Consider the following 25206-nt stretch of genomic DNA (forward strand, 5'->3'; position numbering starts at 1 on the left):
AAAAAGGGCCGCTTTTAGCGGCCCTTTTTATTCGGTTGAACCTCGATTAGGATTCGTCCGAGATGATCTTATCAGCCAGGGCTTCGCTTGCGTGGCTTTCTAATTCTTCTAAAGATGCGCTATGTAACAGTTCGGCATTAACGGTCAGAACGCCATGATGGTCCGCATCTTCTGAATAAGTTGCTACCTCTACACCTTCGCTCGCTGCGACATTGAGCGCATCAAACAAGGCATCCAGATCGACCAGTTCATTTTGGTCATCAATCATTACGTTCGCACCTTCCACATTCGAACTTTCGGTCTTCGGATTTGCTACATCACCAACAGAAGCCGCCATCAGGCTTTCCAACCGCTTATCCGCAGTTGTTTCGTCTTCAATTTCGATAATAACTTTACCGTTTTCGTCTCTTATTTCAGACATTGACCTTTTTCCTAAGCCGCAACGTTTCACTTCGTTTGACGACTTCTAAGAAATGTTCACATCACCATTGATTAAAAAACTAGCGCGCTAGACAAGTAAATACATCCCTCATTTGAGTTAATATCTCCAATTTAATAAGAAATTTCCTAAAATTTTATGCAAATTTTGTCGACTAAATGACTGATGCCGTCAGAAAATTATGGTTAACGTCTAATATTAGAAAATAATGAACTTGGTATCCCGATCCCGTATACTTTTCCATCATCTAAAGTTCTCGTAGCTGAATGCAGCCCGATAATCTGGTACTCGCCATCAGTTTTCGTAAAAATGGGAGATCCAGAATCCCCTTTTGTCGCATCGCAGTCATGCGCATAGAGGGGAACTGTCCCATCGTTCAACTTCGCTATTCTAACCACTTTACAATTCCGATGCATGGTCAAGACATGTGGATAATCCTTGCTATAGCCAGATTGCATCACAGAGGCATTTCGCTTCTTTAGGGACGTTGACAATACAGGGATCCACCCGAACTGATCACCAAGCGGCTTGTCGATTTTTAAAATAGCCCAGTCATCTTTTCGTTCTGCGTTAGGGTAACTACCTGCTTTCTTCATATCGGTGGAAAGTGAATAGCTAACGCCTTTTGCGTGTCCTGCAAAGCGTCCCTTTTCATATCCTGGCAGGAAATGGAAATATTTGGCGTCTGACCAGCGTCTGGTTCGCTTGTTCCAAAAACAATGGGCCGCAGTCAGAACTGTATCTGGGCCGATCAACACCCCTGTACAGAAACTGCCGTCTTTGTTAATTCGGCCAATACTGCGCCATGGTGTCTTCGTGACATCCGGAAACTCCCTGTTATCTTCTCCCTTAATTCCGCGCAACTGAAGTTTTTTTGCAGCATGGACATTTCCTTCCGTAAATGAAAGGCAAAGGGGGATCAGCAGTAAGGAGAAAAACTTGTTCATCTAGCTACATATCATACGCATGGCGAGATTACCCACCATTGAAAAACAAACAGGTCCGTCTGAAGTGTTATATTTCCAGAGTTTTAACGCACCATCATTTGTAATATCCGCAGGCTTTCCAAGAGCCGCTTCTATTTCAGCAGGCGTAGATTTACCTTCCACTTTGGCAAGCAATTCTGCTTTACTGATATCCTCACAGGCGGCAGCTATAAACAATATGGAGGCCAGAACGCTGAGTTTTAGGGACATTTTTAACATTCAAAATTCCGATTTCTGTAGATTGCAGATCACTGGACGCACTCCAATCTAATCGAATAAGATTGCGAGGCTATTAACAGAGCGATCAAGGGAGTGTGATGTGACAGATATAAACAGGGTACTGGATTTCTGGTTTTTGCCAGACACCCATCCGGAATTTGGCGAACATCGCGAAGCCTGGTGGCAAAAAGACGCCACGTTCGATGCAGAAATCCGACAAAATTTTGAAGAACTTGTTCTCAAGGCTGAGAATGGTGATCTGCTCTCTTGGACGGAAAGCGCCAAAGGATGCATGGCTCTCATAATCCTGCTCGATCAATTTCCACGAAACATATACCGGGATACAGCGCGCGCCTTTTCCTTTGACGGTAAAGCAAGAGAAATTGCACGCCATACAATGGATCGGGGTTATTTCGACCAGCTACCTGAAATCATGCAATTTTTTGCGCTACTCCCGTTTGAACATAGCGAGTCTCTTGAGGATCAGAAATTCTCGGTTGAGTCCTACAAAAAGCTGGGAAATGAAAATGGTCTGGACTTTGCCATTCGACATCTAGAGATTATAGAGAGATTTGGAAGGTTCCCTCATCGAAATGAAATACTGGGGCGCACCAGTACTGCAGAGGAAATTGAATTTCTTCAGCAGCCTAATTCTTCATTCTAGGTATGAATTAAAAGGAAGATTAAATGTCTGACCTAAAAGACAAAGTTGTTGTTGTTACAGGTGCTAGCCGCGGTATCGGTGCCGCAGCGGCCGTGGAGCTGGCCGCAAGAGGGGCGCGGGTTGTAGCGGCGGCTAGAAATGCAAGTGCTTGCAGTGACGTACTGGAACAAATCGGAAATAATGGCGGCGAAGCCTTCGCTGTAAGCTGTGATGTCTCCGATTATAGTGCCGTTGAGAAAATGATCTCCGACACGCTGGAACGTTTTGGCAAAATTGATGTGCTCGTCAACAATGCGGGTATTGTTGACCCAATTGGCATGATTGAAGATACAGACCCAGAAGCCTGGGCGCGTAATATCTCTGTCAATCTGGTGGGTGTGTATAATGGCATCCGTGCCGTTCTTGGTAAATTCTATGATCAGGGGCACGGCACCATCATTAATATCAGTTCAGGTGCCGCCCATAATCCACTGGAAGGCTGGAGTGCATACTGTTCCGGCAAAGCTGGTGTTTATATGATGACACGCGCAACAGCCCATGAAGCTGGTGAAAAAGGCGTTCGGGTATTTGGTTTCGCACCAGGGGTCGTTGATACAGATATGCAGGTCAACATTCGCGCCTCCGGCATCAACCGTGTAAGCCAACTACCCCGCGAAAACTTGTCAGCCGCGAAGGATCCAGCTCAAGCCATCGCCTGGCTTTGTTCTGAAGCCGCTGATGAATTTGCTGGTCAGGAACTGGACATTCGCAATCCAGAGTTCCGTGAAAAATCTGGCCTGCCTGCACTTGAAGGCTAATCTGTAAAGATATCCTCTAAAGTGAGCTTAAAATCACGGGAGAGAACAAGTAGCCATTCCAGTTCTCTCTCGTAACTATCCTGATGGGAAAAAGCTCCAATCAGTTCCTTATCGCTCATCCGGGTAATGTATCTGATATACGCAACTGTCCTGCTTTTCTGAGCCGCTCTCCCCTGATCCGCGTTAAACCTCATTGTCGCCGTGAATCGATCTGCCCTAGCAACAAGTTCATGAGCCGGATAAAGAAGAGGTGCTGATCGAATGAACCACTTGCTCCATTTGGCTTTCGGGGCGCTTGCATCAAGCAGTTTCAGGTCCATATAACGCGCCAAAATCTTTCGGCGTGCCCCCAGCATCTGACGCGGCATTAATTTGACGATCTGATAAAAGGACGGCAGATAAAGCTCCATCTGGATCGGAGACATGATGTTCTTGAAAAACTTTCCATCCGCTGCCCAGGAATGAAAAGGCTTTACATTCATCAGCTTGAGTTTTGTTTCCACGCTTTGGAAACAATGCCTCCAATAATCTTCCTCTATCTCCTCAAGGGAGTGTTCGTAAGCGAAATTAGCGCCACTTAGGACATGGAGCTTTCTGTCCCATAAGGTCACAACACCTCCATGCCAACCAGATATCTGCCGCGGCTCAAGCAAATCTGCCAAATCATTATGTGAGGTGTAAAAATCCAACCTAACCTCCCTTAAGTGATGGAGGTCAGTAGACGCTTACATACATATGTTCGTGAGGTTAAAAGGCCAGGGACGAGACGGGCATCTTAATCGGACCGTCCTTCTTCTTGTGCCAGAACTGATAAACATATGGATTATCAGTGTCTTCAATTTCATCAGAACTGCCTTGCCACATGGCATGACCTTCATGAAGCATAACAATCTGGTCTGAAATCCGGGACGCGGTTACCAAATTGCTGGTTACGACGATGGCCGTACTGCCCATTTCACGCACATTTTTAACTATCAGATCATTGATGACGTTGCTCATGATCGGATCAAGGCCCGCGGTTGGTTCATCCAAGAACAAAATGGGCGGGTTCCCAGCCAAAGCCCGTGCTATACCCACACGTTTCTGCATGCCGCCAGAAAGCTCCGACGGATAAAGATCAACGGCATCAGCAGAAAGTCCAACGGACCTTAGTTTGTCTTTTGCCTGCTCACGGACATCTTTGCGGGTCGCCCCAGGCTGTTGAAGAAGTCGAAAGCCGATATTTTCCCATACCGGTAACCCATCAAACAAACCGGAGCGTTGAAACAGGATACCAAACTGTTTCAAAAACTCGTCATAGTCCTGACCGCGCAGAGTATCTGTGCGTTTTCCATCAATTTCGATTGTGCCGCTGTCAGGACGCTCCAACCCAACAATGCTTTTTAAGGCAAGGCTTTTCCCAGAACCTGAAGGTCCAATAAGGGTGAGGATCTGCCCTGCCCCTACGGACAGGCTTAGATCATTTAGCGCGTGATTGGCGCCAAAATGTTTGTTTAGCCCTTTGATTGTGATTTTTTCAGGCTGTGCAGACACGAATATTCCTTCCCCTATTTACCTCTTCAAATTACAGAAACTGGCAATGATTTCAATCTGCTTTATAACTAAGTCGAATAGAATTAATTTCGGGTTCGGTATTCATGGGTATTTCGTCAAACAGCTATAATCGGCCTGTCTTTCATGGCGGTGACATCGATGCCGCGAGGTGTGCGTATGGCGGCAATGCTTCTGATTGGCTGGATTTAAGTACAGGCATCAATCCAAACGCCTACTCTGTCCCTGAGATATCCACCCAGTTTTGGACATCTCTCCCTGGAACAGAACAGGAAGAAAAGCTGCTTTCCTCGGCAAGATCTTACTTTGGCCTTCCAGAAAGTTATTCAATTACCGCCGCCCCCGGCACCCAAAGCATCTTGCAAATCCTGCCCCTTATCGCGGGCGGCCCTCAAAAGGTTGCCATTCAATCTCCGACCTATGCCGAGCATTCCAATTGCTGGAAATTAGGCGGTCATGAAGTTTACGGTTCTGCAAAGGCACCTGCTGAGCCAGCCGATATTGCCGTGCTTGTGAACCCGAACAATCCTACAGGCACCTTATTTAATTCTGATGAAATCAATTTATGGCGAACAAACTGGTTGAAACCAGATGGCCTTCTGATCATTGACGAAGCCTTTATGGATGTGACACCGGATAAAAGTGCGGCGGCCTCCAACGACCCCGAGAACACACTTATCTTAAAATCATTCGGGAAATTCTTTGGGCTCGCAGGGGTTCGCCTTGGATTTGTTTGCGGAGATCCAACATGGGTCTCGAAAATAAGATCCTCTCTTGGCCCATGGGCGGTAAGCGGGGTTGCCGCAGAGGTTGGTTCTGTCGCCTATGCAGATACTCATTGGCATTGCTCCACTCGGACACAAATCGCAAACATGTCTGAAAAAGTGGCGGTGCTTCTATCGCAGTCCGGCGGTAAGGTTATGGGAAATGCGGGGCTGTTTTTGTTAGCCGAATTTGACGAAGCCAATGCGATATTTGAACATTTGTGCCAAAATCATATTTTGACACGCCCCTTCGAATATAACTCCAAATGGCTGCGGTTTGGGCTTCCCAAAGACGAAGAAGCCCTGAACCGTTTATCTAAAGCGCTTAAGTCTCTAAGTTAGCCGGCATCGAACAAGCTATCCATATCTTTGAAAGTCTTGAACTCCATCGCATTACCTGCGGGGTCTTTGATAAAGAAAATCCCCTGCTCGCCTGGCTGACCTTCAAAACGGATGCGCGGTTCAATGATAAATTCAACACCCGCCGCTTTAACACGCTCCAGCAGAGATTCCCATTCTGACCACTCCAATACGGCACCGAAATGGCGAACCGGCACCTGATCCCCGTCCACACCATTTGTTTGCGCGCCTGTACATTCTTCAGGTTTCACATGAGCAGAAATCTGATGACCAAAGAAATCAAAATCAATCCATTTCTCAGCTTCACGCCCGACCTTGCAGCCTAGAACATCAACAAAAAACTGGCGTGTATCTTCTATATCCAGAACAGGGAACGCAAGGTGAAACGGGGGCATTAATTTTCTCCAGACAAGTCTTCTAACCAGCCGGGACGGTAATCTCTTTTGTGCCTCCTGTCACTTATTGAATTGACACCAACCCGTTATCCCCTTAGCGTCCGGCAACGATGGTTCCTGAAGTTTTTTGGGATTAAAAAGGGAACGCGGTGCGATTAAGATCAATTCCGCGGCTGTCCCCGCAACTGTAGGCGATTAGCCGAACAACAAACCACTGCTACGGCGGGAAGGTGTTCGGTGTCATTCGTAAGCCAGGAGACCTGCCATCAAATGAGGTTCTAAAACATGACGGAGGATCATGACGTGCCGAGAATGAGTTTTATTCGGCCTCTTACATCGCTGATTACCTGCGCCCGTTCTGGTTTGCCAGCGCGCCATATCCCCATGTCTTCATTTCAGGAAAAACCATGACCGCATACGAGAAAATTCCAGCAACTGTTGTAACCGGCTTTTTGGGTGCTGGTAAGACCAGCCTCATCCGCAATCTAATTGAGAACGCAAATGGCAAACGCCTTGCGTTGATTATCAATGAATTTGGTGATCTAGGGGTCGACGGTGAAGTCTTGAAAGGCTGCGGTAATGAAAATTGCAGTGAAGAAGACATTGTCGAGCTCGCCAATGGATGTATCTGCTGTACGGTTGCAGATGACTTCCTGCCAACCATTCAGGCGCTGCTGGATCGTGAAGAACGTCCTGATCATATTATAGTTGAAACATCCGGCCTTGCCCTGCCAAAACCTTTGGTTCGTGCCTTTGGATGGCCAGAGGTGCGTACTCAGGTGACAGTGGATGGTGTTGTCACTGTAATCGACAGCCCTGCCTATCGTGACGGGTTGTTTGCCTCTAACCCGGATGCCGTACAAGCGCAGCGCGAAGCAGATGAAAATCTGGATCATGATAGTCCATTAGAGGAACTGTTCGAAGACCAGCTCAATTGCGCAGATATGATCTTGCTGAACAAAGCAGATATGCTGGAAGATGCTGATCTTGTAAAAGCAGAAACAGAACTTCGGGATCGTGTACGCCCATCGGTGAAATTGGTTCGCACTTCCCATGGGAACATCAGCGCCGCGGTTCTTTTGGGAATGGGGGCCGCCGCAGAAGATGATCTGGAAGGGCGCAAATCCCACCATGATGATCATGACGATCACGAACATGATGATTTCGACAGCTTTGTTGTGGCCCTTGATAACCCTGACGATCCGGAAACACTGGTTGCTCGTTTGAAATCCGCCATCGAAAATCATGGCATCCTTCGGGCAAAAGGTTTCATTGCCGTGAATGGTAAGGATATGCGCCTTGTGGTTCAGGCCGTTGGAAATCGCATTCAGCATTATTTTGATCGCGAATGGAATGACAGTGACGAACGTGTCAGCCGTCTTGTCATAATTGGCGAGCATGGCCTTGATGAAGGTGCTATTACTTCCGCGCTAAAGGGTTAATTCATGCATCTGTTGGCAGCGACACCTGGCGGCATTTCAGACGGATCAGAAGCCGTAGATCTGGGGCAAACCCCCGGTGACATTGTTGTTCTTTCCGCCGCGGATACGGAACTTTCTTCCCTCGCCCTCGTGAACGAGGAGCGAGAAGAGAACGCGCCTTCCTTACGCCTTGCCAACAATATGCAACTTTCCCACAACCTCAGCGTCGATATTTATGTTGAGGAGATTATCTCTGAAGCCAAGTTGGTCGTTGTTCGCCTATTGGGTGGTGTGAGCTATTGGTCTTATGGTGTGGAACAAATTACCGAATGTTGTCGCCGCAACAACATTCCGTTGGCGCTTTTGCCTGGTGATGACAAGGAAGACCCAGAGCTTTTGGGGCTCAATACACTGCCTGCAGATCAAGTACACCGGTTATGGCAGTATCTGGTTCAAGGCGGCGCCATCAACTATCGCGCTTTTCTGGAATATTGCGATTTTATTCTGGATGGTCAATCGGATTGGCAAGAGCCGTATCTACTGCCTAAGGCGGGTTTATACTGTCCAAATACAGATCATCCTGACCTCAATATCCTTCGTAATAAATGGATCGAAGGACAACCGGTTGTCGCCATTACTTTCTATCGCGCCTTATTTCAGGCAAATAATCTGGCACCCGTTGATGCACTGATTGAGGCGTTAAAGGATCAAGGCATGAATGCCCTGCCTTTATTCATTTCATCCCTGAAAGATCCGGTGTCATCAGAGATTATCGAAACCGTATTTGAAGACACAAATCCAAGCGTGATCCTAAACGCCACAGGGTTCGCTGTTTCAAGTCCCGGTGGGGCGCGACATGAAACCCCCTTTGACGGTGCCAACTGTCCGATTTTGCAAGTGATATTCTCTGGCGGCAACGAGGAAGGATGGCGTGACGGGCTTGCAGGTCTTTCCGCCCGCGATATCGCCATGAATGTTGCCTTGCCAGAAGTAGACGGCCGAATTTTAAGCCGTGCTGTGTCCTTTAAGGCGGATGCCGGGTTCGATAAACGGACTGAAACCAATATTGTTACCTACAAGCCTGTTCTTGACAGGATTGATTTTGTCGCAAAATTGGCTGCTAAATGGGCTATTCTGCAAAAAACAGACCCTATAGATCGCAAAATTGCACTTATTCTTGCGAACTACCCTAATCGCAACGGACGCATCGGTAACGGTGTAGGCCTTGATACCCCGGCTGGTGTTATTGAAGTATTGAACGCCCTTCATAAGGAAAGATATGCGGTTTCCGGCATTCCAGAAGATGGAAATGCGCTCATTGATGCTCTGCTTTCCGGCCCGACTAACGACCGCCAAACTGACGGTGTTTATCGCTTAAGCGAATGCCATTTGTCTGTATCAGATTATCAAAAGATGTTCGAAAGCCTGCCTGAGAAAGTTCGATCTGAAGTTACTAAACGTTGGGGCAGTCCATCGGATGATCCATTTGTGGAAGATGGTGAGTTTCATTTATCGGTGAAACGCTATGGGAATATCCTGATCGGCATTCAGCCAGCCCGTGGATACAATATTAACCCAACCGAAAGTTATCATGATCCGGATTTGGTACCGCCTCATGGGTATCTTGCGTTTTACATGTGGCTTCGTGAAGTAGAGGGCATTCATGCAGCGGTTCATATGGGCAAACATGGCAACATGGAATGGCTTCCCGGTAAATCCTTGGCCTTATCAGAAGAATGCTATCCCGAAACTGTGTTTGGCGCCCTTCCCCACATCTATCCGTTTATTGTGAACGATCCCGGCGAAGGAACCCAAGCCAAGCGCCGATCTTCCGCGGTTATCATCGACCATCTCACCCCGCCCATGACACGGGCGGAAAGTTATGGCCCGCTTGCGGATCTGGAACGACTGGTGGATGAGTACTACGAAGCCGCCGGGGTTGATCCCCGACGTTTGGAATTGCTGAAAAAGCAAATCCTTGAAATGACGCAGCTGTCTGGAGTTGATAGTGATTGCGGAATTACAGAAGGTGAAAGCGAAGAAGAACAGCTTTCGAAACTGGATAATTATCTGTGTGAATTGAAAGAGCTGCAGATCAGGGATGGTTTGCATATTTTCGGCAAATCACCTGATGGGCGACAGCTTGAAGATCTTCTGGTTGCCTTGGTACGTATTCCGCGTGGGGATGGCAAAGGTAGAGATGCATCTCTCATCCGCGCACTTGCCCGTGATCTGGATATTGATGATGAGTTTGATCCGCTCGACTGTGAAATGGGGGCCAGTTGGACGGGGCCACGTCCCGCGGCACTTGATCGTGACATCAAATGGCGCAGCAACGGAGACACAGTCGAGCGCCTTGAATTACTTGCCAGTGATCTTATCAGCGGGCGCACAGCGCCTGAAGAAAACTGGGTGCAGACAAAAGCTGCTCTGGCCTATGTGGAAGAGACCTTAAAGCCAACCGTTCTTTCATCCGGAAATGACGAACTAAAAGGTCTGCTAAAAGGCTTAAATGGTGATTTTGTACCAGCAGGGCCATCAGGCGCACCGACCCGTGGCCGGAATGATGTTCTGCCAACGGGCCGAAATTTCTATTCCGTGGATAGCCGATCTGTGCCCACTCCTACGGCATGGCTTTTAGGCTGGAAATCAGCAGAACGTTTGATTGCCCATTACCGCCAAAGCCACGGCAGCTGGCCCAAATCCATGATTTTAAGCGCGTGGGGCACATCCAACATGCGCACCGGTGGTGATGATATCGCCCAAGCTTTGGCATTGATGGGGGTTCGCCCCACATGGGATAAGGCATCCAACCGGGTAACAGGGTTTGAAATTCTACCTGAGAGTATTCTGGACAGGCCACGTGTGGATGTGACCCTTCGTATTTCGGGCTTCTTCCGAGATGCCTTCCCGCAGCAAATGGCCCTGTTTGACAGTGCAAGCCGCGCTGTTGCCAAACTGGATGAAGATGAAAAGACCAACCCCCTCGCCCATAAAGTACGCAGGGAAACCGAGGAGCTCATTGCCAAAGGCGTTGAGGCGACGCAAGCCGCCCATCAGGCTGGCTTCCGCCTGTTCGGATCAAAACCCGGCGCTTACGGCGCAGGATTGCAGGCCCTCATCGATGAAAAAGGCTGGGATGATGAAGGAGATCTGGCCCGTGCCTATGTGGCGTGGGGCGGATATGCCTACGGATCCAAGGATGATGGCGAGGCGGCTCACTCCCAATTTGAAGACCGCCTTAAAAACATTGATGCCGTTGTCCACAATCAGGATAACCGCGAACACGACCTTTTGGATAGCGACGATTATTACCAATTTGAAGGTGGTGTAACTGCTGCAGTTCGCCATCTAAAAGGCGCGCAGCCGACCATTTATCACAATGATCATTCGCGCCCTGAAAGTCCAAAAATCCAGACTTTGGAAGAGGAAATCGGGCGTATTGTCCGGGCGCGCGCTGCCAATCCCAAATGGATCGAAAGTGCCATGCGCCACGGGTACAAAGGTGCCTTCGAAATGGCAGCGACCGTGGATTATCTTTTTGCCTTTGCCGCCACAGCAAAGGCGGTCAAAGATCATCACTTCGACATCCTGTTTGATGCCTATATAAATGATGATCGGGTACATGACTTTCTAAAAGACAATAACCCGGATGCTTTGCAGGAAATGCTGGACCGCTTTAACGAAGCGTTGGAACGAAACATGTGGACACCGCGACGGAACAGTACCGCCGCTAACATCGCGGAAATGAAAAGGGAGATGGGATCATGACAGGAAAACAACTGACACCTGAAGAGCTGGAACGCGCCAACGAAAAGGCCCGCAAAAAGAAAGCCGCCCGCGACAAAATGCTGGCAACCAAAACCATCGAAAAGGGACTGCTGATTGTCCACACAGGTAAAGGGAAAGGCAAATCCACTGCCGCCTTTGGTCTTGCCGCCCGTGCCATTGGCAACGACATGAAAGTTGGTGTTGTCCAATATGTAAAAGGCAAATGGGAAACCGGAGAGCGTAAAGTTCTGGAAGCCTTCCCTGATCAGATTGAAATTCACACCATGGGTGAAGGATTTACGTGGGAGACGCAGGATCGTGAACGGGATATTCGCGCGGCTGAAAAAGCATGGGCAAAGTCCAAGGAAATGATCGAAGCCTGTCGCGGTGAAAATCCTGAATATGACATGATCATTCTGGATGAGCTTAACATCGTCCTTCGTTATGACAGCCTTGATCTCAACGAAGTGGTCGAGTTTTTGAAAAACAAGCCGGAAAACCTGCATGTGGTTGTCACCGGCCGCAATGCAAAAGACGAACTGATTGATGCGGCGGATCTGGTCACTGAAATGACGCAGATCAAGCACCCCTTCCGCAGCGGTGTAAAAGCACAGGTCGGGATCGAATTTTAATGACCAACGCCCTGATGATACAAGGTACGGGATCCGATGTCGGCAAGTCACTGCTTGTCGCAGGCATTGCCCGTGCTTTGACCAATCGGGGCATGAAGGTCAAGCCATTCAAACCGCAAAACATGTCCAATAATGCGGCCGTCACTGTTGAGGGCGGCGAAATTGGGCGCGCACAAGCCTTGCAAGCGCGTGCCGCCCGCGCACCGCTTTTGAACGATATGAACCCGGTTCTTCTGAAACCTCAAAGTATGGTCGGGGCACAAGTGATCCTGCAGGGAAAAATCTGGGGCAACGCAAACGCACGGGAGTTTCAGAAAGTTAAACCTGAATTCCTGTCAAAGGCTGTAGAGAGCTTCCGCCGCCTTGGTGAAGATGCGGATATCGTCATCGTGGAAGGCGCGGGCAGCCCGGCAGAAGTAAATCTTCGGAAAAATGATATCGCCAATATGGGATTTGCCGAGGCCGCAGATATTCCCGTTCTGTTGGCTGGCGACATCGATCGGGGCGGCGTCATCGCCCAAATCGCGGGCACACATCTTCTGTTGTCTGACAGCGAAAAACAGCGCACTAAAGGGTTTATTGTCAACAAATTCCGCGGTGATCCGACGCTGTTTGATGATGGCATGTCGATTTTGGAAGAGAAAACAGGATGGGAAAATTTTGGATTGGTTCCGTTTTTTCAAGATGCCCATAAATTGCCGCCAGAAGACGCATTTTCTATACAAAGCACACAAAAAAACACCACTGATAAGATTAGAATTGTTGTGCCGGTCCTGCCACGTATTTCCAATTTTGATGATCTGGACCCCTTGCATGCAGAACCGGATGTTTCTGTTGAAATGATCAAACCCGGCACCCCCCTTCCCATAGGTGCGGATTTGATCCTGCTTCCGGGATCAAAAGCAACTATCGCCGACATGAAGGCGATAGAAGACTGTGGATGGGATCTGGATATCAAAGTACACCTTCGCCAAGGCGGAAGCATCTTTGGCATTTGCGGCGGCCTTCAAATGTTAGGACAGAAAATCACCGATCCTAAAGGCATCGAAGGGGATATTCCCTCCATTGATGGGCTAGGGTTTTTGGAATTTGAAACGGAACTTTCAGGGGATAAAAAACTTCTGGAAGAGGCAGGCGAAGATCTCCTGACGGGCAACAGGATCTCAGGCTATCATATGCATGTAGGGGAATGCCGAGGAGAAGCCATCCAACGCCCGTTCGCCCAACTGGCGTCCGGGTCCGACGGTGTGATGTCGAAAGACGGACGTGTGATGGGCACCTACCTTCACGGCGTTTTCGCCAACGATCATTTCCGGCAGAAATTCCTGTCGCGCTTTAGGGACGGAACAATAGCACTACTGGCATTTGAAGAACAGGTTGAGAAGGCGTTGGATGACCTTTCAGATCATCTTGAAACCCATATGAAACTGGATCGATTGGTGGAGGTTGCAAATGCCGCTAACTAATCTGAAGCCATGCAATAACAGCCAGTACACCGACCAACAACAAAACGGACAGACGATAAAGGCTGAGGGCACGCCCCAAATGGGCGGCGCCCACATCTTTCACGCCAGCCTCGTTCATCCAAATATCGTTGGTGAGCTTGCCACCGTAAATACGTGGTCCAGCGAGAGAAATCCCAAGGGCACCAGCAACCGCCGCTTCCTGCCAACCGGCGTTGACACTTTTATGACCGCTGGCATCAGTCACCAAACAGCTGAACGCGCGTCTGCTGGATGCACCCGGCAAGAGAACAGCCGCCACAGCAATCAGCAACCCGGTCAATCGCGCGGGAATGTAATTGGCGGCATCATCAAGGCGCGCCGCGAATTTACCGAAATATTCATATCGATCGTTGCGGTGACCGATCATGCTATCAAGGGTGTTAATCGCCTTGTATCCAATCAGCCCCGGCAATCCGAAAAGTGCGAACCAGAATATGGGTGCCACGGTCCCGTCCGAAAAATTCTCAGCGAGGCTTTCAATGGCGGCACGGGTAACGCCGCTTTCATCAAGGCTTTCGGGATCACGGCCAACAATCTGGCTAACCGCGGCGCGTCCTTTGTCCAAAGAAACATCCAGTCCTTTTTGAACGGCGCGCACCGCATCATAAAGGCCGCGGCAAGCGATCAGGCTGCTGGCGAGCAGGATTTCCAAAACGAACCCGAATGGAATCCGTTCAATCAGCGCCATGATCATGACACCCGCAATGACAGATATCAGGATTACCGACAGGGTTGTCAGGCTGCCTGTCATGAAGCGAAGAATATTTCCGCCCCGGTTCAACAGCTTTTCGAAGAAACTGATGAGATTGCCGATAATCACAACCGGATGAGAAATGCGCGCGTATACAAAAGCTGGATCGCCGATCAACAGATCCACCAACAATACACACCCTGCAAGCGTCGCGGGGTCCCTCAAAATCTGAGCTATCTGATGGAGTGTCTCTGGCATGGCGCAAAGATGATCTGCCAGACCCGATCCGTCAACCTAGAAACTGGAGTTAAGAAATGACCGAAAAAATTGGTGTTATGGTTTGTGGCCATGGAAGCCGCGATGAAGGTGCGGTTACACAATTTGCCTCTGTCGCCAAAGGCATTGCAGAACGCCTGCCGCAATATGAAGTCGACTCCGGTTTTCTGGAATTTGCCACACCGATTATCCGCACTGGATTGGATAACCTTCGTGAAAGTGGCCACAATCATATTCTCGCCATACCCGGTATGCTATTCGCGGCAGGTCATGCAAAAAACGATATCCCATCCGTTCTGAACACCTATGCGGCGCAACATGAAGGGCTTAAAATCTCTTACGGGCGGGAACTTGGCATTGATCTGAAAATGATCCGGGCCGCTGGTGATCGTATTCGTGAAGCGTTGGAAGCCGCTGAAGATGACGTTCCTTTGCATGAAACCATGCTGGTGGTTGTGGGGCGTGGCGCATCTGATCCTGATGCCAATTCAAATGTTTCAAAAGTCATGCGGATGCTTTGGGAAGGCATGGGATTTGGCTGGGGGGAAACGGTCTATTCTGGCGTCACTTTCCCATTGGTGGAGCCGGGCCTAGACCACGCGGCACGCCTTGGATACAAGCGCATCGTTGTGTTCCCCTACTTCCTGTTTACAGGCATTCTGGTGGATCGTATTTACGACTACACCGACAAAGTTGCAGCCAAATATCCTGATATTAAATTTATCAAAGCATCTTACTTAAACGATCATCCGCTCGTGCTGGATTGTTTTGCTGATCGGGTTCAGGAAATTCTGGACGGCACGAATAATATGAACTGTGGTCTTTGTAAGTATCGTGAGCAGGCCCTCGGCTTTGAGGATGAAGTGGGCATGGTTCAGGAAAGCCATCATCACCACGTGGAAGGTATCGGCACTGGGCATTCTCACGACCACAACCATGATCACAGTCATGACCATGGACACCATCATCACCACGACCATGATCACGATCATGGACATAGTCATGATCATGGACATCATCACCACCCTTACCCACATGCGGACCATCCGCTGGGGCCGGTTACCATGAAAAAGGATGATAAATAATCCATGACGGAACACCGTTTCACATATGATTACATCCGCGATCCTGCTGCCATCTATGAAAAGTCATTTTCAACGGTGGCAAGTGAAGTAGATTTCGGTGGCATCCCTAAAGATCTGGCGCGCATGATTACGCGGATCATTCATGCCTGCGGAATGACAGAGATTTTTAACGAACTGGCCTACAGCGAAGACGTGGTTGTCTCCGCGACCAAAGCACTGAATTCTGGGGGTACGGTTTTTTGTGATTGTGAAATGGTCCGCCGCGGTATCATTAGCCGCTTTTTGCCAGACGATGTGGACGTCATTTGCACATTAAATGATGAAACGGTTCCAAATCTTGCGAAAGAAATTGGGACGACAAGATCAGCCGCTGCAATAGAGCTTTGGCGGCCTCATCTTGAAAACAGTGTTGTTGTGATCGGCAATGCGCCCACTGCCCTTTTTCACCTTCTGGAAATGGTCGAACAGGGAGCCCCCAAACCAGCGGCTATTATTGGCTTCCCGGTCGGATTTGTAGGGGCCGCAGAATCCAAGCAAGCGCTGCATGAAGCACAAATTGGTGTGCCATATGTCACCTTACTTGGCCGAAAAGGCGGAAGCGCTATGGCGGCGGGCGCCTTGAATGGGATCTCCATTGGATTAAAGGATAAATCATGAGCGATCCTTGGCTATATATCATTGGTGTCGGCGATGATGGGCTGGAGCGGTTATCACCCAAGGCAAAGTCCGCGCTAACAAGCGCCACTTTAATCATTGGCGGCGATCGTCATCTGGCAATGCTTCCGGAAAATGACACACGCCCCCGCCTTTCCTGGCCATCCCCGCTAATGAAGCTCGTTAACGACGTGATGGATCGTCGGGGGGAACCCACAGCCATTCTGGCAACGGGCGACCCACAGCATTTCGGGATTGGTGTCACTTTCGCCAAAAGGTTGCCTGCCGAAGAAATTAGCATTTTTCCAGCAAGTTCCGCTTTTTCATTGGCCGCGGCAGCGCTCTGCTGGGACCTTACACGTGTTCACCAGATTACCCTGCACGGCAGACCTCTAGATTTAATCCGCAGCTCTCTTTATCCCGGGGCGAAACTAATTGCCCTATCGGATACAGGAAAGACCCCAGCCGATGTTGCTACTCTGTTGTCAGACGCGGGCTATGGTCAAAGCGCAATGACGGTGCTGGAGCATATGGGCGGCGAGACAGAAGTGATCCGCACAAAGATGGCTTCTGAATGGATAGGCGCGACAGATATTCAAGATCTCAACTGCATTGCCATTGAGTGCGTTGCAGATGACACAGCCAAACCGTTACCTGTTATTCCCGGACTGCCGGATGATGTCTTTCTTCATGATGGACAACTCACCAAACGGGAAATCAGAAGCGCGACTTTATCTGCCCTTGCGCCCTTTCCAGGAATGCATCTTTGGGATATTGGCGGCGGTTCCGGTTCCATTGCGATCGAATGGATGCGATGTCATCCTTTGAATACAGCAATATGCGTGGAGACGCGCAATGACCGTGTGCAGCATATTCTTCAAAATAAAGTCAGGCTCGGCACCCCTTTATTGAAGGTCATCGAAGGGCGAGCACCGGATGCTTTGAAAGAACAGGCGCCCCCTGATCGGGTATTTATCGGCGGCGGCCTCACCAGTGGCGTTTTTGATTATTGCTGGGAACAGCTAAAACCCGGCGGCATTTTGGCCGCTAATACAGTTACCGTCGAAGGGGAAGCGCTGGCTTTTAAGCTCAATGAGCTTTATGACGGTGAATTAACAAGATTAAACTTTGCCCGCGCGCAGAAAATTGGCGGCTTTACCAGCTGGAAACCGTCGCGTCAGGTAACACAACTCGTACTGAAAAAGAAATGACCGGTAAATTATTTGGCCTTGGTATTGGCCCGGGCGACCCTGAGCTGATCACACTCAAAGCCCATCGCATTTTACAATCCTCACCTGTCGTGGCTTATCCTGCGCTTGAAGATGGCGAAAGCCTCGCCCGCGCGATTGTAGCCCCGCACTTAAGAGGTGATCAGGAAGAATATGCGATCCGTATCCCCATGTCAGTGGAGCGCGAACCCGCGCAACTGGCCTATGATGCCGCGGCAAAGGATATCGCAGGATATCTGTCGGACGGAAAGGATGTTGCCGTCCTTTGCGAAGGGGATCCCTTTTTCTACGGATCCTTCATGTATCTATTTGGGCGGTTGGCTGAAGATCATACGGTTGAAGTTATCCCGGGTGTCTCCTCACTCACCGCCTGTTCCACAGCCCTTCAAAAACCCCTGTCTGCGCGCAACGATATTCTGACAGTACTGCCAGCTCCGCTTAAAGATGATGTGTTGAAATCAAAAATCGAAGCTGCTGACAGTGTCGCCGTAATGAAGGTAGGTCGCCACTTTGATCGTATTCGTGCACTGATCAATGATATGGGGCTCTCCGATCAAGCAAGCTATATCGAGCGGGCCAGTATGGAAAACCAGAAAATCATGCCGCTCAACGATGTTCCGGCCGATGCGGCACCATATTTTTCCATGGTCCTTATTCATAAACGGGGGGACGCATGGAAATGAGTATGCCACGCGCCATTATCCTTCTAAATGACAGCGGATGGGAAACCGCTAAGAAGCTGCAGAACCTGTATCCGGATGCGCTTGTTCATGGCCTGTCAGGGCGGGTAAATAATGCTGATATCAGTTTTCAGCAAACCGCCCGTCACCTTCAGGAACTCTATGTCGCGAACACCCAGATTTTTGGCATCTGTGCCAGCGCCATTTTGGTGCGCTGCCTTGCCCCGGCGCTCGACAACAAGCATGTAGAACCCCCTGTTATCGCCATCTCTGACACCGGCAATAACGTTGTGCCGCTTCTGGGCGGGCATCACGGGGCTAATGCTATGGCCGTGAGTATAGCTGAACATCTGGACGGTCATCCCGCCATTACCACAGCCAGCGATTTGCGCTTTAACATCGCTTTGGATGAGCCACCGCTGGATCTCGCTGCTGGTAATCCAGAAGATATGAAAGTCTTTGCGGGTAAACTTCTGGGCGGTAAGACCATTAAACTCAATGGTTCGCACCCTTGGCTTGAAAATTCTGATCTGCCCTTTTCAGAGGACGGATCTCTTCAGATCACCATTTCTGATCAGATAATCGAAGGGAATGAAAGTCATCTTGTTTTCCATCCAAAGTCCCATTTTGTCGGGGTCGGATGTGAACGGCACGCAGATGCAGATGAACTGATCAACTCCATCAAATCGGCCCTTACTGACAACAATATCAGTCCGTTTTCAGTTGCAGGTGTTTATTCCATTGATTTGAAATCTGACGAGAGAGCCGTTCATGCAGCCGCTCGTCATTTTGGAATGACACCCCGTTTCTTTGATGCGGCCACTTTAGAAGCCGAAACCCCTCAACTTGTAAACCCATCGGACATCGTATTTCAGGAAGTTGGATGCCATGGCGTTAGTGAAGGGGCCGCACTTGCCGCCGCGGGGCCTGATGCCGAACTGGTGGTTCCAAAGGTAAAAACCAAACGTACGACAGTAGCCGTGGCGAAGGGTAAGCCAGTACAACCATCCACCGAAATCGGTAAACCACAAGGCAAATTGTCTGTGATCGGTATAGGCCCAGGACAAGCCCCATGGCGCACACCAGAAGCCAGCCAATTGATTGACGACGTCACAGATATCGTTGCTTATGGCCTATACACAGACCTTCTGGGCCCTGCTGCCTTTGGTAAAAACCGTCATGATTTTGCATTGGGTGAGGAAGAAGCGCGCGTTCGTTTCGCCCTTGATCTCGCCGCGGAAGGTAAAAATGTCGCCCTTATTTCATCGGGTGATATTGGTATTTATGCCATGGCGACGTTGGTGTTTGAGCTGATCCAGGAAGATCCGCATGATGCGTGGGATCGCCTCGACATTCAAGTGACACCGGGCATATCGGCCTTGCAAGCTGCCGCGGCCAGGGCCGGTGCCCCCCTTGGGCATGACTTCTGCACCATATCTTTGTCCGATCTCTTAACTCCATGGGAAGCCATCGAAAAACGCTTGAAAGCTGCGGCCCAAGGGGATTTCGTGGTTGCATTTTATAACCCGGTATCCATCAAGCGGCGCACACAATTGCATGCCGCCAAAGCGATTTTAAGTGAACATCGCCCTGATGACACACCCGTGATTGTGGCGCGTAATCTTGGGCGGGAGACGGAAAATGTGCAGATCATGCCGCTTAAAGAACTGGATCCTGAAAAGGTCGATATGCTGACCCTTGTCATGGTCGGTTCCAGCGAGAGCAAAACCACCTGGACCAACTCAAAATTGAAAAAATGGGCCTACACCCCGCGCGGATATGCGGGGAAGATGCAGGTTAAAAAGAAAGAACAAAACTGATGAAAGTACATTTTATTGGCGCAGGCCCAGGTGCCGCGGACCTCATCACCCTTCGCGGTCGTGACCTGATTGCAGCCTCCCCTGTATGCCTTTACGCAGGATCACTGGTGCCAGAAGAAATCCTGTCTCACGCACCGGAGGGCGCGAAGGTTATTGATACAGCGCCGTTGCATCTGGATGAAATCATCGCGGAAATGGTGGAAGCCCAAAAAGAAGGCAAAGACGTTGCTCGCGTTCATTCAGGAGACCCAAGCCTTTACGGAGCCATTGCGGAACAGATGCGCCGCCTTGATGAACTTGGTATTGAATATACTATCACGCCTGGCGTTCCAGCATTTGCCGCCGCTGCCGCGACTTTGGGAACAGAGCTCACCCTTCCGAATGTCAGTCAGACCATTATCCTAACCCGCACGGCGATGCAGGCAACGGCAATGCCAAATAACGAAGATCTGGTTACACTTGGTAAATCCGGTGGGACGCTCGCCATTCATTTGAGCGTTCGCAACCTTCGTAAAGTAACGGCTGACCTAATTCCTCATTACGGTGAAGATTGTCCGGTGGCGGTTGTTTACCGCGCAAGCTGGCCGGATGAGCAGATTATCAAAGGCACACTCGCTGATATTCAGGAAAAGGTCCGTGCCTCAAAAATCACTCGCACGGCGCTGATTATTGTAGGTCGTGTATTGGAAGCAAAAGACTATCCGGACAGCGCACTATACCATGCGGATCATGTGCATGTATTGCGCCCTAAACGCAAAGAGACGGATGGTTAAATAAATCCTCAATGGATGAAAATACCTGACCGTCTGGTCCTGCCGGACGGTCAACCATGATAACAGGAACTCCCAATTCCCGCGCGGCCCCAATTTTGGCATAGGTTGCCATTCCGCCACTATTTTTGCTAACCACTACGTCAATCTCATGATTGGTTAGCAATGCCATCTCATCATCCAATAAAAACGGCCCGCGCTCCTGAATATACTCAACAGTTCCCCTCACCGGCTGAAAGGACACCGGTTCGATGGAGCGAAGGAGAAAGTGTTTTCCCTCCAGCGCCTCAAACGCACCTACCTCCTGCCGCCCGATGGTTAGGAAAATCCGCTGATAATTTTCACACGCTTCTGCCGCACGCTTTAAATAAGGGACTTCAATCCAGTTATCTTCTGATTGTTTACGCCATGCGGGTCTGTCAAAACGAAGATAATCGATCCCGTGCTGGTTACATATTTCCGCGGCTTTATGACTGATCTGTGCTGCAAAAGGATGGGTCGCATCGATAACAACATTCACCCCATGCGCCTGGATAAAATCTGACATGCCGCCAAACTCATCAAAACCGTGCGGCAACACTTCTCCCAGAAGGCGCGATGGATTAAGTGTTCGCCCTGCAAGGCTCGTCCAAAAGGGAACCCCCAAGTCATCCAAACGCTCATTAATCTGCGCGCCCTCGTTTGTTCCTGCTAGCAAAAGCACACTTAGATCTTGTTTCATGCGCGGCCCACCAACTCGCCTTTGCGATCAAAGATCAGAATTTCCACTTGAAGATCCCCACCTGAAACAACCTTAGCCGTTTCTATCGCTTTTCTAGTAACTTCCTCAGCAATAGGAATACTATTCGCGGTACAGATCTGCAGGACTTCCATTGCGGTATTCGCATTTACTATTTCCGCTCTCAGCCTTTCATCTGCGCCAAGGTTGTTCGCCATATCTGCAAGAAACGCAAAATTGACTTTGCTGCGCCCGGAATGTAAATCCATGTGTCCTTCCGCCAGTTTGGAGATTTTTGCAAATCCCCCGGCAAGCGTCAGTTTTCGCACCGGCTTTTTCTTCAGATATTTAAGGACGCCCCCTGCAAAATCCCCCATATCCAACAAAGCATAATCGGGAAGATCATAAATCGCGTTTGCCGCCTTTTCGGATGTAGAGCCGGTGGAGGCGATCATATGGTCTGCCCCCGCTGCCCTCGCCACATCGATACCCCGATGCAAGGATGCGATCCACGCTGCGCAAGAATAAGGAACCACGATCCCTGTTGTTCCCAATACAGACAAGCCGCCGACAATGCCCAAGCGACCATTCATCGTATATTTGGCAAGCTCTTCCCCATTTTCGATCCCGATAGTAACATCGACATCTGGGGATACCCCTGCCTCAAGGCAAAGCTCTTCAATAACACCCTGAATCATTTGGCGCGGCACCGGGTTGATCGCGGGCTCGCCCACTTCCAAGGGCAGACCTTCCTTGGTGACAGTGCCGACACCACTGCCAGCATAAAACCGGATCCCTTTTCCGGCCTCTGACAGTTTGACGGTGGAGATAATGCGCGCGTGGTGGGTAACGTCCGGATCATCCCCCGCGTCTTTGATGATGGAGGCTGTCGCGGTGTCGTCCCTCAACTCTTCGGTAGCTAGTGCAAAGGCAGGGGTTTGTCCCTTTGGCAAGGTAATAGTTACTGGATCAAGGAAGCCTTTCCCAAGCAATGCAGACAATGCGGATTTGGTTGCCGCAGTGGCACATGCCCCCGTGGTCCAGCCATATCGCAATTCCTTCTTTTCATCACCCTTATCCATCCCATATGTATAAGCGTCTCGCTAACAGTTGGCTAGGCGAGAGGCAAAAACCTGTGTAAAAGAGTTCCATGGAAAATATCTTGAGCAAAATTCCTGCCTTTGAGGCAGGCAGCGTTTGGTTGGTTGGCGCAGGACCTGGCGATCCAGGCTTGCTAACGCTTTACGCCGTTGAAGGGTTACGTCAGGCCGATATACTGGTGTATGACGCCCTCGTCAGTAAAGAAATCCTGTCCCTGACAAGCCCCAATTGTATATTGGAATATGCAGGTAAGCGTGGCGGAAAACCGTCTCATAAACAAAAAGATATTACAGAACGTCTGGTCACGTTGGCACGTGAGGGGAAAAAAGTCCTGCGCCTAAAAGGGGGGGATCCCTATATATTTGGGCGCGGCGGGGAAGAAGCCTTGCGCCTGAAAGCCGAGGACATCCCGTTCCGCGTAATCCCGGGAATTTCATCTGGTGTTGGTGGCCTCGCCTATACCGGTATCCCACTCACCCATCGCACCAAAAACTCAGCGGCGACTTTTGTCACCGGCCATGATGCAAGCGGTGAGGTTCCCAGCGTCAACTGGGAGCATATCGCCAAAGGATCACCCGTGATTGTGATCTATATGGGCATGAAACATATTCGCACGATCACAGAAAAACTGATCAGCTATGGAAGGCCTGAGGACGAATCTGTAGCCATTGTCTCCAATGCAACCCTCCCAAATCAGCGTGTCTTGACAACAACTCTGTCTACCGCTGCAGATGATGTGATTGCTAATAACTTCGAACCCCCGGCTCTAATTGTAGTGGGTGGTGTAGTGGATCTGCATTCGGAGCTGGGTTGGTATATGAAAGAACTGGAGCCGAAACAAAGCGAGGCAGGCACTTAACGTGACCCAATCCCCGGCGTTCATAATTGCCGCCCCTTCATCCGGCAGCGGTAAAACTCTGATCACGCTGGGGCTTCTTCGTGCCTTTCATAATCGGGGCATAAGGATTGCTTCTTTCAAAACCGGCCCTGACTATATCGACCCGCAGTTTCATGAGCTGGCAAGCGGACGTGCTTGTTTTAACCTTGATCCTTGGGCAATGACATCCACCTCCCTCTCCAATTCCTATTCAGCCACCGCCGAGGGGGTTGATCTTGTGATTGGCGAAGGTGTAATGGGGCTTTTCGACGGGGCGCAGGATGGCACTGGCTCAACGGCTGATCTGGCTGATAAACTTCAGCTTCCCATTATCTTGGTTATTGATGCGAAAGGCCAATCTGCTAGCGTTGCGGCAATCCTGCACGGCTTTAACAGTTATCGACCACAGACAAAAATCGCAGGGGTAATCTTTAACCGCGTGGGCAGCCAAATCCATGCAGATATGCTGAAAACCGCCGCGGATAAGGTGGACATCCCCACATTGGGCTTTATTCCCCATGCGACAACACTTCATATGCCATCCCGTCACCTTGGATTGGTTCAAGCATCAGAAAATAAGGATATTGAGGCTTTCATTGAACAGGCCGCAGCCCTGATCACAGAGAATGTAGATCTGGGCCATCTGGCGAAAACCGCCAAGGCACCGGTTCTGGCAAGCCAAAAACATAAAACAACGCCTCCCGGCCGACATATTGCCGTCGCAAAAGACATTGCTTTTGCGTTTTCATATCCTCACCTCCTGAAACGGTGGGAAGAAAATGGGGCGAGACTCAGCTTCTTTTCTCCTCTCGCCAATGAAGCACCTTCCCTTGATGCTGATTTCATTTACTTGCCAGGCGGTTATCCCGAATTGCATGCAGATGCTCTGTCAAAAGCAGGCAACTTCAAAGCGGGTATGAAAGATGCTGCGGACCGCGGTGCCTCCATTTATGGAGAATGCGGGGGATATATGACGCTTGGACGCACGTTGACCGACAAAGAAGGTAATTGCCATCCCATGCTTGGGCTATTGCCGATTGATACCTCTTTCGCTGAACCCAAAAGGCATCTTGGATATCGCAAAGTCAGTCAACTTATAGACACTCCATTTGGCAACGCTGGATCACGCCATATGGCCCATGAATTTCACTATGCGTCAGAAATGCAGAACGACAGTGCCACACCCTTGTTTGAAATAGAGAACGCGCGCGGTAACAATCTTGGTAAAGTCGGTGCAGTTAGTGGTAATGTGTGCGGATCATTTATTCATCTAATTGATCAGGTTTCATGAGCAATAAAATCACATTGGTTCTTGGAGGCGCACGATCCGGGAAAAGCCGTTTTGCAGAAAAGCAGGCGCACGTATCCGGAAAAGAACGTCTTTATCTTGCCACCAGTCAGATTTTTGATGAGGAAATGAAAAACCGTGTCGATAAGCACAAATCGGATCGCGGTTCCGGTTGGATCACCATTGAAGAGCCTCTTGATATCTCTGATGTCCTAAAGAAAGAAGCCGCGCCGGACCGGGTCATCCTTCTAGATTGTCTGACATTATGGGTGACCAACCTGATGATGGCGGAGCAGGATTTTAAGCTCGCATTCAACGAACTTGTTCAAACCCTGCCGACTTTAAACGGGGAAGTGATACTCGTCTCCAACGAGGTGGGGCAAGGAATTATTCCAGATAACAAAATGGCCCGGGAATTTCGTGATCTTGCGGGATGGCTTCATCAGGATATCGCGGCTATTGCAACTGAAGTCTATTTTGTCACCGCTGGATTGCCACAAAGATTGAAATGAT

Annotated in this window: 25 protein-coding genes and 1 riboswitch; of the genes, 16 read left to right on the forward strand and 9 right to left on the reverse strand. The window is 49.7% G+C overall.

The annotated features are described in order from the left end of the window. Positions 1 to 46: 46 nt before the first annotated feature. The 3 genes from GUA87_RS14795 to GUA87_RS14805 all read right to left on the reverse strand — a co-directional run bounded on the left by GUA87_RS14795 (position 47) and on the right by GUA87_RS14805 (position 1644). Entirely contained in the window at positions 47 to 421 is a 375-nt protein-coding gene (locus tag GUA87_RS14795; protein ID WP_193717370.1) for a hypothetical protein, read from the reverse strand. A 203-nt stretch (positions 422 to 624) separates the two neighbouring features. Further along, a complete protein-coding gene (locus tag GUA87_RS14800; RefSeq protein ID WP_193717371.1) occupies positions 625 to 1386 on the reverse strand; it encodes a trypsin-like serine peptidase in 762 nt (253 codons plus the stop codon). Next, the gene (locus tag GUA87_RS14805; RefSeq protein WP_193717372.1) at positions 1387 to 1644 is read right to left on the reverse strand and encodes a hypothetical protein; all 258 of its coding nucleotides are present in this window, start codon (positions 1642 to 1644) and stop codon (positions 1387 to 1389) included. Positions 1645 to 1744: 100 nt separating this feature from the next. Here GUA87_RS14805 and GUA87_RS14810 point away from each other — a divergent pair, with 100 nt between their 5' ends. Together GUA87_RS14810 and GUA87_RS14815 are read left to right on the forward strand one after the other, a co-directional pair. After that, complete coding sequence (locus GUA87_RS14810; protein ID WP_321575921.1) at positions 1745 to 2308, forward strand: DUF924 family protein; 564 nt, start codon at positions 1745 to 1747, stop codon at positions 2306 to 2308. A gap of 23 nt (positions 2309 to 2331) precedes the next feature. Continuing rightward, positions 2332 to 3105, forward strand: coding sequence for an SDR family NAD(P)-dependent oxidoreductase (locus GUA87_RS14815; protein ID WP_193717373.1), 774 nt, complete (start codon positions 2332 to 2334; stop codon positions 3103 to 3105). Here GUA87_RS14815 and GUA87_RS14820 read toward each other — a convergent pair. Together GUA87_RS14820 and GUA87_RS14825 are read right to left on the reverse strand one after the other, a co-directional pair. Next, positions 3102 to 3794, reverse strand: a complete 693-nt coding sequence (locus tag GUA87_RS14820) for a hypothetical protein (RefSeq protein ID WP_193717374.1) — start codon at positions 3792 to 3794, stop codon at positions 3102 to 3104. The genes GUA87_RS14815 and GUA87_RS14820 overlap by 4 nt on opposite strands. Positions 3795 to 3852: 58 nt before the next feature. Beyond that, a complete protein-coding gene (locus GUA87_RS14825) occupies positions 3853 to 4638 on the reverse strand; it encodes an ABC transporter ATP-binding protein (protein WP_193717375.1) in 786 nt (261 codons plus the stop codon). Positions 4639 to 4742: 104 nt separating this feature from the next. Between GUA87_RS14825 and cobD the strand changes: the two genes are divergently transcribed. After that, positions 4743 to 5762: a threonine-phosphate decarboxylase CobD gene (gene cobD, locus GUA87_RS14830; protein WP_193717376.1), complete on the forward strand. Its 1020-nt coding sequence runs from the start codon at positions 4743 to 4745 to the stop codon at positions 5760 to 5762. Here the strand turns inward: cobD and GUA87_RS14835 are convergent. Next, on the reverse strand, positions 5759 to 6175 hold the full coding sequence (locus GUA87_RS14835) for a VOC family protein (protein WP_193717377.1): 417 nt from the start codon (positions 6173 to 6175) through the stop codon (positions 5759 to 5761). The two genes, cobD and GUA87_RS14835, sit on opposite strands and share 4 nt — an antisense overlap. Before the next feature lie 94 nt (positions 6176 to 6269). Beyond that, positions 6270 to 6458: riboswitch (cobalamin riboswitch) on the forward strand. A 124-nt stretch (positions 6459 to 6582) separates the two neighbouring features. On the opposite strand from GUA87_RS14835, the gene cobW reads away from it, so the two are divergent. The 4 genes from cobW to GUA87_RS14855 are packed head-to-tail and all read left to right on the forward strand — an operon-like array spanning position 6583 to position 13465. After that, positions 6583 to 7617 carry a cobalamin biosynthesis protein CobW gene (cobW, locus tag GUA87_RS14840; RefSeq protein WP_193717378.1) on the forward strand — a complete coding sequence of 345 codons (1035 nt, stop codon included), beginning with the start codon at positions 6583 to 6585 and terminating at the stop codon, positions 7615 to 7617. Between the two features lie 3 nt (positions 7618 to 7620). Next, complete coding sequence (gene cobN, locus GUA87_RS14845; RefSeq protein ID WP_193717379.1) at positions 7621 to 11367, forward strand: cobaltochelatase subunit CobN; 3747 nt, start codon at positions 7621 to 7623, stop codon at positions 11365 to 11367. Beyond that, complete coding sequence (cobO, locus tag GUA87_RS14850) at positions 11364 to 11999, forward strand: cob(I)yrinic acid a,c-diamide adenosyltransferase (protein WP_193717380.1); 636 nt, start codon at positions 11364 to 11366, stop codon at positions 11997 to 11999. The genes cobN and cobO overlap by 4 nt, the downstream gene beginning before the upstream one ends. Then, positions 11999 to 13465 carry a cobyric acid synthase gene (locus GUA87_RS14855; RefSeq protein ID WP_193717381.1) on the forward strand — a complete coding sequence of 489 codons (1467 nt, stop codon included), beginning with the start codon at positions 11999 to 12001 and terminating at the stop codon, positions 13463 to 13465. The genes cobO and GUA87_RS14855 overlap by 1 nt, the downstream gene beginning before the upstream one ends. Here the strand turns inward: GUA87_RS14855 and cbiB are convergent. Next, positions 13458 to 14453: an adenosylcobinamide-phosphate synthase CbiB gene (gene cbiB / locus GUA87_RS14860; RefSeq protein WP_193717382.1), complete on the reverse strand. Its 996-nt coding sequence runs from the start codon at positions 14451 to 14453 to the stop codon at positions 13458 to 13460. The genes GUA87_RS14855 and cbiB overlap by 8 nt on opposite strands. Positions 14454 to 14509: 56 nt before the next feature. On the opposite strand from cbiB, the gene GUA87_RS14865 reads away from it, so the two are divergent. The 6 genes from GUA87_RS14865 to cobM are packed head-to-tail and all read left to right on the forward strand — an operon-like array spanning position 14510 to position 20712. Next, entirely contained in the window at positions 14510 to 15556 is a 1047-nt protein-coding gene (locus GUA87_RS14865; RefSeq protein WP_193717383.1) for a sirohydrochlorin chelatase, read from the forward strand. 3 nt (positions 15557 to 15559) lie between these two features. Then, complete coding sequence (locus tag GUA87_RS14870; RefSeq protein WP_193717384.1) at positions 15560 to 16213, forward strand: precorrin-8X methylmutase; 654 nt, start codon at positions 15560 to 15562, stop codon at positions 16211 to 16213. Then, positions 16210 to 17421, forward strand: a complete 1212-nt coding sequence (gene cbiE, locus GUA87_RS14875; protein WP_193717385.1) for a precorrin-6y C5,15-methyltransferase (decarboxylating) subunit CbiE — start codon at positions 16210 to 16212, stop codon at positions 17419 to 17421. The genes GUA87_RS14870 and cbiE overlap by 4 nt, the downstream gene beginning before the upstream one ends. Continuing rightward, the gene (cobI, locus tag GUA87_RS14880; RefSeq protein ID WP_193717386.1) at positions 17418 to 18122 is read left to right on the forward strand and encodes a precorrin-2 C(20)-methyltransferase; all 705 of its coding nucleotides are present in this window, start codon (positions 17418 to 17420) and stop codon (positions 18120 to 18122) included. The genes cbiE and cobI overlap by 4 nt, the downstream gene beginning before the upstream one ends. Then, positions 18113 to 19939 (forward strand): precorrin-3B C(17)-methyltransferase, encoded by a 1827-nt coding sequence (cobJ, locus tag GUA87_RS14885; protein WP_227712034.1) that lies wholly within the window; start codon positions 18113 to 18115, stop codon positions 19937 to 19939. Before cobI ends, cobJ begins: the two co-directional genes overlap by 10 nt. Continuing rightward, positions 19939 to 20712, forward strand: a complete 774-nt coding sequence (gene cobM, locus GUA87_RS14890) for a precorrin-4 C(11)-methyltransferase (RefSeq protein ID WP_193717387.1) — start codon at positions 19939 to 19941, stop codon at positions 20710 to 20712. The genes cobJ and cobM overlap by 1 nt, the downstream gene beginning before the upstream one ends. Here cobM and GUA87_RS14895 read toward each other — a convergent pair. Further along, positions 20687 to 21430, reverse strand: coding sequence for a cobalt-precorrin-6A reductase (locus GUA87_RS14895; protein WP_193717388.1), 744 nt, complete (start codon positions 21428 to 21430; stop codon positions 20687 to 20689). The genes cobM and GUA87_RS14895 overlap by 26 nt on opposite strands. Continuing rightward, positions 21427 to 22509, reverse strand: a complete 1083-nt coding sequence (locus GUA87_RS14900) for a cobalt-precorrin-5B (C(1))-methyltransferase (RefSeq protein WP_193717389.1) — start codon at positions 22507 to 22509, stop codon at positions 21427 to 21429. Before GUA87_RS14900 ends, GUA87_RS14895 begins: the two co-directional genes overlap by 4 nt. A 68-nt stretch (positions 22510 to 22577) precedes the next feature. Between GUA87_RS14900 and cobA the strand changes: the two genes are divergently transcribed. Genes cobA through cobU form a run of 3 tightly spaced genes read left to right on the forward strand, consistent with a single transcriptional unit; the run spans position 22578 to position 25205 of the window. After that, the gene (gene cobA, locus GUA87_RS14905) at positions 22578 to 23387 is read left to right on the forward strand and encodes a uroporphyrinogen-III C-methyltransferase (RefSeq protein ID WP_193717390.1); all 810 of its coding nucleotides are present in this window, start codon (positions 22578 to 22580) and stop codon (positions 23385 to 23387) included. Between the two features lies 1 nt (position 23388). After that, on the forward strand, positions 23389 to 24696 hold the full coding sequence (locus GUA87_RS14910; protein ID WP_193717391.1) for a cobyrinate a,c-diamide synthase: 1308 nt from the start codon (positions 23389 to 23391) through the stop codon (positions 24694 to 24696). Continuing rightward, positions 24693 to 25205, forward strand: coding sequence for a bifunctional adenosylcobinamide kinase/adenosylcobinamide-phosphate guanylyltransferase (gene cobU, locus GUA87_RS14915; protein ID WP_193717392.1), 513 nt, complete (start codon positions 24693 to 24695; stop codon positions 25203 to 25205). The genes GUA87_RS14910 and cobU overlap by 4 nt, the downstream gene beginning before the upstream one ends. Position 25206: the final 1 nt, after the last annotated feature.

The organism is Sneathiella sp. P13V-1, from assembly GCF_015143595.1.
Taxonomy (GTDB): domain Bacteria; phylum Pseudomonadota; class Alphaproteobacteria; order Sneathiellales; family Sneathiellaceae; genus Sneathiella.

Coding starts and splice junctions, on each gene's coding strand:
- cobN (WP_193717379.1), top strand. CDS start 7,621: ATGCATCTGTTGGCAGCGACACCTGGCGGCATTTCAGACGGATCAGAA.
- GUA87_RS14835 (WP_193717377.1), bottom strand. CDS start 6,175: ATGCCCCCGTTTCACCTTGCGTTCCCTGTTCTGGATATAGAAGATACA.
- cbiB (WP_193717382.1), bottom strand. CDS start 14,453: ATGCCAGAGACACTCCATCAGATAGCTCAGATTTTGAGGGACCCCGCG.
- cobM (WP_193717387.1), top strand. CDS start 19,939: ATGAAAGTACATTTTATTGGCGCAGGCCCAGGTGCCGCGGACCTCATC.
- GUA87_RS14805 (WP_193717372.1), bottom strand. CDS start 1,644: ATGTTAAAAATGTCCCTAAAACTCAGCGTTCTGGCCTCCATATTGTTT.
- cobU (WP_193717392.1), top strand. CDS start 24,693: ATGAGCAATAAAATCACATTGGTTCTTGGAGGCGCACGATCCGGGAAA.
- cobI (WP_193717386.1), top strand. CDS start 17,418: ATGACCGGTAAATTATTTGGCCTTGGTATTGGCCCGGGCGACCCTGAG.
- cobO (WP_193717380.1), top strand. CDS start 11,364: ATGACAGGAAAACAACTGACACCTGAAGAGCTGGAACGCGCCAACGAA.
- GUA87_RS14855 (WP_193717381.1), top strand. CDS start 11,999: ATGACCAACGCCCTGATGATACAAGGTACGGGATCCGATGTCGGCAAG.
- GUA87_RS14815 (WP_193717373.1), top strand. CDS start 2,332: ATGTCTGACCTAAAAGACAAAGTTGTTGTTGTTACAGGTGCTAGCCGC.
- cobW (WP_193717378.1), top strand. CDS start 6,583: ATGACCGCATACGAGAAAATTCCAGCAACTGTTGTAACCGGCTTTTTG.
- GUA87_RS14795 (WP_193717370.1), bottom strand. CDS start 421: ATGTCTGAAATAAGAGACGAAAACGGTAAAGTTATTATCGAAATTGAA.
- cobJ (WP_227712034.1), top strand. CDS start 18,113: ATGGAAATGAGTATGCCACGCGCCATTATCCTTCTAAATGACAGCGGA.
- cobA (WP_193717390.1), top strand. CDS start 22,578: ATGGAAAATATCTTGAGCAAAATTCCTGCCTTTGAGGCAGGCAGCGTT.
- GUA87_RS14800 (WP_193717371.1), bottom strand. CDS start 1,386: ATGAACAAGTTTTTCTCCTTACTGCTGATCCCCCTTTGCCTTTCATTT.
- cbiE (WP_193717385.1), top strand. CDS start 16,210: ATGAGCGATCCTTGGCTATATATCATTGGTGTCGGCGATGATGGGCTG.
- GUA87_RS14870 (WP_193717384.1), top strand. CDS start 15,560: ATGACGGAACACCGTTTCACATATGATTACATCCGCGATCCTGCTGCC.
- GUA87_RS14900 (WP_193717389.1), bottom strand. CDS start 22,509: ATGGATAAGGGTGATGAAAAGAAGGAATTGCGATATGGCTGGACCACG.
- cobD (WP_193717376.1), top strand. CDS start 4,743: ATGGGTATTTCGTCAAACAGCTATAATCGGCCTGTCTTTCATGGCGGT.
- GUA87_RS14895 (WP_193717388.1), bottom strand. CDS start 21,430: ATGAAACAAGATCTAAGTGTGCTTTTGCTAGCAGGAACAAACGAGGGC.
- GUA87_RS14865 (WP_193717383.1), top strand. CDS start 14,510: ATGACCGAAAAAATTGGTGTTATGGTTTGTGGCCATGGAAGCCGCGAT.